At 54.5% G+C, this 5,803-nt stretch carries 2 tRNA genes and 3 rRNA genes; all 5 read left to right on the top strand.

Features of this window, described 5'->3' with window-relative positions:
- Window positions 1–209 precede the first annotated feature (209 nt).
- The 5 genes from ACKVEX_RS16325 to rrf all read left to right on the top strand — a co-directional run bounded on the left by ACKVEX_RS16325 (window position 210) and on the right by rrf (window position 5,795).
- A 16S ribosomal RNA gene (locus ACKVEX_RS16325) occupies window positions 210–1,747 on the top strand.
- A 152-nt stretch (window positions 1,748–1,899) separates the two neighbouring features.
- Window positions 1,900–1,976, top strand: a tRNA-Ile gene (locus ACKVEX_RS16320).
- 30 nt (window positions 1,977–2,006) lie between these two features.
- Window positions 2,007–2,082, top strand: a tRNA-Ala gene (locus ACKVEX_RS16315).
- Window positions 2,083–2,446: 364 nt separating this feature from the next.
- A 23S ribosomal RNA gene (locus ACKVEX_RS16310) occupies window positions 2,447–5,566 on the top strand.
- Window positions 5,567–5,681: 115 nt separating this feature from the next.
- Window positions 5,682–5,795 (top strand): 5S ribosomal RNA (rrf, locus tag ACKVEX_RS16305).
- The 16S, 23S and 5S rRNA genes sit together here with 2 tRNA genes alongside, the layout of an rRNA operon.
- Window positions 5,796–5,803: the final 8 nt, after the last annotated feature.

Raw genomic sequence — 5,803 nt, 5'->3', positions numbered from 1 at the left:
GTGTGTTGAGTTGATCATAATTCCGCTTCTTCGCTGGCGGTGATTGCGGCGGTTCTTTAAAAACTTGGACAATCGATAAGTGTGGGTGCTCGGATCTTTGAATCGTCTTCGAGGGTGTCTTTTTGGATGCCTGCAAGAGTTTGAAGATTGAGTGCTCAAACGAATCAGGAATGATTTTTGTCAGCAATGACTTTGAGTGCTGTTGGATTGAACTTAAGAGTTTGATCCTGGCTCAGATTGAACGCTGGCGGCATGCTTTACACATGCAAGTCGAACGGCAGCGGGGGCTTCGGCCTGCCGGCGAGTGGCGAACGGGTGAGTAATGCATCGGAACGTACCCAGTCATGGGGGATAACTACGCGAAAGCGTGGCTAATACCGCATACGCCCTGAGGGGGAAAGTGGGGGATCTTCGGACCTCACGTGATTGGAGCGGCTGATGTCGGATTAGCTTGTTGGTGGGGTAAAGGCCTACCAAGGCGACGATCCGTAGCTGGTCTGAGAGGATGATCAGCCACACTGGGACTGAGACACGGCCCAGACTCCTACGGGAGGCAGCAGTGGGGAATTTTGGACAATGGGCGCAAGCCTGATCCAGCCATGCCGCGTGAGTGAAGAAGGCCTTCGGGTTGTAAAGCTCTTTCAGTCGGGAAGAAACGGCGCGCTCTAACATAGCGTGTTAATGACGGTACCGACAGAAGAAGCACCGGCTAACTACGTGCCAGCAGCCGCGGTAATACGTAGGGTGCGAGCGTTAATCGGAATTACTGGGCGTAAAGCGTGCGCAGGCGGTTCGCTAAGACAGGTGTGAAATCCCCGGGCTCAACCTGGGAATGGCGCTTGTGACTGGCGGGCTAGAGTACGGCAGAGGGGGGTGGAATTCCACGTGTAGCAGTGAAATGCGTAGAGATGTGGAGGAACACCGATGGCGAAGGCAGCCCCCTGGGCCGATACTGACGCTCATGCACGAAAGCGTGGGGAGCAAACAGGATTAGATACCCTGGTAGTCCACGCCCTAAACGATGTCGACTAGTCGTTCGGAGAGGTAACTTTCTGAGTGACGCAGCTAACGCGTGAAGTCGACCGCCTGGGGAGTACGGTCGCAAGATTAAAACTCAAAGGAATTGACGGGGACCCGCACAAGCGGTGGATGATGTGGATTAATTCGATGCAACGCGAAAAACCTTACCTACCCTTGACATGCCTGGAACTTGCCAGAGATGGCTTGGTGCCTTCGGGAGCCAGGACACAGGTGCTGCATGGCTGTCGTCAGCTCGTGTCGTGAGATGTTGGGTTAAGTCCCGCAACGAGCGCAACCCTTGTCGTTAATTGCCATCATTGAGTTGGGCACTTTAGCGAAACTGCCGGTGACAAACCGGAGGAAGGTGGGGATGACGTCAAGTCCTCATGGCCCTTATGGGTAGGGCTTCACACGTCATACAATGGTCGGTACAGAGGGTTGCCAAGCCGCGAGGTGGAGCTAATCTCTTAAAGCCGATCGTAGTCCGGATCGTAGTCTGCAACTCGACTACGTGAAGTCGGAATCGCTAGTAATCGCAGATCAGCATGCTGCGGTGAATACGTTCCCGGGTCTTGTACACACCGCCCGTCACACCATGGGAGTGGGTTTCACCAGAAGTAGGTAGCTTAACCTTTCGGGGAGGGCGCTTACCACGGTGAGATTCATGACTGGGGTGAAGTCGTAACAAGGTAGCCGTACCGGAAGGTGCGGCTGGATCACCTCCTTTCAAGAGAAACGAAGCACGTGCGAAGGGATTCGAGTCCCCACACCTTATCGGTTGTCCAGTCAGAGAATCGCCTCGAGAAAGACGGCGGCGCGCGTGGTATTGGAAGCGGCGCCGGTCTGACTCGAACTACACCTGGCAAGAGCGGGTGCTCGGGGTCTGTAGCTCAGCTGGTTAGAGCACCGTCTTGATAAGGCGGGGGTCGTTGGTTCGAACCCAACCAGACCCACCACAGACTTCGGTTCGTGTGTTGAGCGAAGAAGGGGCTGTAGCTCAGCTGGGAGAGCATCGGCTTTGCAAGCCGAGGGTCGTCGGTTCGATCCCGACCAGCTCCACCAGAGCGGAACGCGCGGCGCGCGAACGAGGTGTAGGTCAAGCAAGCGACAGTGGTGTCGAGGCTTAAGCAGTGCGGACAGCGTGTGCCCTGGTGGTGGGGGTGCAGGGTGTGTGTGCAGTGCTTAAGGTTTCGAACTGGTCTCCAGAGGCGAAACAGCTCTTTAACAAGTGGGTAGAAAGTAAAGTGTGCAGCCGTTGGTGGCAATGTCAGGCCAATGGTTGCATGGGTTGTGTGATTGCATGTTTTACAGACGTTACTCGTTTCCGTGTCTTGAACCGGCTTCGGGACGAGTGACAAAGCACGAAGCGTGGTTTGTGTTTTATGGCGGTGTTCGCCTCGAGTATGTGGAGGCGGCATGGTTATAGGATCAAGCGACTAAGTGCATGTGGTGGATGCCTTGGCGATCACAGGCGATGAAGGACGTGCAAGCCTGCGAAAAGCGGGGGGGAGCTGGCAATGGAGCTTTGATCCCCCGATGTCCGAATGGGGAAACCCGGCCCTTCACAGATGGCTTTCGGCGTGCGCAAGCACACCAAAATACATCTGCTGGCAATAGAAGTTGCTGGCACATGTGGCGCGAGAGCCATGTGTGAAGGGTCACCACTGGCTGAATACATAGGCCAGTTGGGGCGAACCCGGCGAACTGAAACATCTAAGTAGCCGGAGGAAAAGAAATCAACCGAGATTCCGTAAGTAGTGGCGAGCGAACACGGAACAGCCTGCACGACTAAACCATCGATTTAGCAAAACGGTCTGGAAAGTCCGACGATACAGGGTGATAGTCCCGTATGCGAAAAATCGGTGGCGGGTCTGAGCGTGCGACAAGTAGGGCGGGGCACGAGAAATCCTGTCTGAAGATGGGGGGACCATCCTCCAAGGCTAAATACTCGTGATCGACCGATAGTGAACCAGTACCGTGAGGGAAAGGCGAAAAGAACCCCGGGAGGGGAGTGAAATAGATCCTGAAACCGCATGCATACAAACAGTGGGAGCCCCTGCTTCAAGCGTCTTTGGGTGCTTTGATGCACGCGCTGCAAGCGCGACGCATCAAAAGTGTTCAGAGGGCAGTGAAATAGGTGACTACAACGCGGCACGCGTTGTAGTCGGCCCTGGTTCAATAAGCCCGGAGGGCGTTTGAAGCAGGGGTGACTGCGTACCTTTTGTATAATGGGTCAGCGACTTACGTTCAGTAGCGAGCTTAACCGAATAGGGGAGGCGTAGGGAAACCGAGTCTGATAAGGGCGATTGAGTTGCTGGGCGTAGACCCGAAACCGGATGATCTATCCATGGCCAGGATGAAGGTGCCGTAACAGGTACTGGAGGTCCGAACCCACTAATGTTGAAAAATTAGGGGATGAGCTGTGGATAGGGGTGAAAGGCTAAACAAATCCGGAAATAGCTGGTTCTCCCCGAAAACTATTTAGGTAGTGCGTCGTACGGACACTTGCGGGGGTAGAGCACTGTAATTGTTGGGGGGGTCATCGCGATTTACCCCGCAATAGCAAACTCCGAATACCGCAAAGTGATATACGGCAGACAGACAGCGGGTGCTAACGTCCGTTGTCGAGAGGGAAACAACCCAGACCGCCAGCTAAGGTCCCAAATACATGGCTAAGTGGGAAACGAAGTGGGAAGGCCCAGACAGCTAGGAGGTTGGCTTAGAAGCAGCCATCCTTTAAAGAAAGCGTAATAGCTCACTAGTCGAGTCGTCCTGCGCGGAAGATGTAACGGGGCTCAAGCCATGAACCGAAGCTGCGGATGTGTCTTTGACACATGGTAGGGGAGCGTTCCGTAAGCCTGTGAAGGTGTCTCGTAAGGGATGCTGGAGGTATCGGAAGTGCGAATGCTGACATGAGTAGCGATAAAGGGCGTGAAAAGCGCCCTCGCCGAAAGCCCAAGGTTTCCTGCGCAACGTTCATCGGCGCAGGGTGAGTCGGCCCCTAAGGCGAGGCAGAAATGCGTAGTCGATGGGAAACAGGTCAATATTCCTGTACCGCTCTTAGATGCGATGGGGGGACGGAGAAGGTTAGCTCGGCCATCTGTTGGAATAGGTGGTTTAAGCGTGTAGTCGTGCCTGGTAGGCAAATCCGCCGGGCTAAGATGAGGCGTGATGACGAGGGCTCATTGAGCCTGAAGTGAGTGATACCCTGCTTCCAGGAAAAGCCTCTAAGCTTCAGTCTAAGAGTGACCGTACCGCAAACCGACACAGGTGGGCAGGTAGAAAATACCCAGGCGCTTGAGAGAACTCAGGAGAAGGAACTCGGCAAATTGATACCGTAACTTCGGGAGAAGGTATGCCCATGGTAGGTGAAACCCCTCGCGGGTGGAGTCGAAGTGGGCCGCAGAGAATCGGTGGCTGCGACTGTTTATTAAAAACACAGCACTGTGCAAAATCGAAAGATGACGTATACGGTGTGACGCCTGCCCGGTGCCGGAAGGTTAAGTGATGGGGTGCAAGCTCTTGATCGAAGCCCCGGTAAACGGCGGCCGTAACTATAACGGTCCTAAGGTAGCGAAATTCCTTGTCGGGTAAGTTCCGACCTGCACGAATGGCGTAACGATGGCCACACTGTCTCCTCCTGAGACTCAGCGAAGTTGAAGTGTTTGTGAAGATGCAATCTCCCCGCGGCAAGACGGAAAGACCCCATGAACCTTTACTGTAGCTTTGCATTGGACTTTGACGTCACTTGTGTAGGATAGGTGGGAGGCTTTGAAGTGGGAACGCCAGTTCTCATGGAGCCAACCTTGAAATACCACCCTGGTGTCGTTGAGGTTCTAACCTGGGCCCGTGAATCCGGGTCGGGGACCGTGCATGGCAGGCAGTTTGACTGGGGCGGTCTCCTCCCAAAAGGTAACGGAGGAGTACGAAGGTCATCTAGACACGGTCGGACATCGTGTTGATAGTGCAATGGCAAAAGATGGCTTGACTGCGAGACGGACAGGTCGAGCAGGTGCGAAAGCAGGTCATAGTGATCCGGTGGTTCTGTATGGAAGGGCCATCGCTCAACGGATAAAAGGTACTCTGGGGATAACAGGCTGATTCCGCCCAAGAGTTCACATCGACGGCGGAGTTTGGCACCTCGATGTCGGCTCATCACATCCTGGGGCTGTAGCCGGTCCCAAGGGTATGGCTGTTCGCCATTTAAAGTGGTACGTGAGCTGGGTTTAAAACGTCGTGAGACAGTTTGGTCCCTATCTGCCGTGGGCGCTGGAAGTTTGAGAGGGCCTGCTCCTAGTACGAGAGGACCGGAGTGGACGCACCTCTGGTGTACCGGTTGTGACGCCAGTCGCATCGCCGGGTAGCTAAGTGCGGAAGAGATAACCGCTGAAAGCATCTAAGCGGGAAACTCGCCTCAAGATGAGACTTCCCCGGGGCCTCGAGCCCCCTGAAGGGTCGTTGAAGACCACAACGTTGATAGGCGGGGTGTGCACGCGTGGTAACACGCTCAGCTAACCCGTACTAATTGCCCGTGAGGCTTGATCCTATAACCATGCAAAACAACGCAACGGTTCAAAAACAACACACGCTAACAAAACAACATCACACACCCCACACACACACTCACACTTTACCCAAACCCACTTGTTACCCCGTCACAGTCTGACGACCATAGCGTCATGGAACCACCCCTTCCCATCCCGAACAGGACCGTGAAACGTGACCGCGCCGATGATAGTGCACATTACGTGTGTGAAAGTAGGTCATCGTCAGACTAACTCAA

Origin of the sequence: Denitraticella aggregata (assembly GCF_048158365.1) — a bacterium.
In the GTDB taxonomy this organism is placed as follows: domain Bacteria; phylum Pseudomonadota; class Gammaproteobacteria; order Burkholderiales; family Rhodocyclaceae; genus Azoarcus_F.
This window is presented reverse-complemented; position numbering and strand designations above follow the sequence as displayed.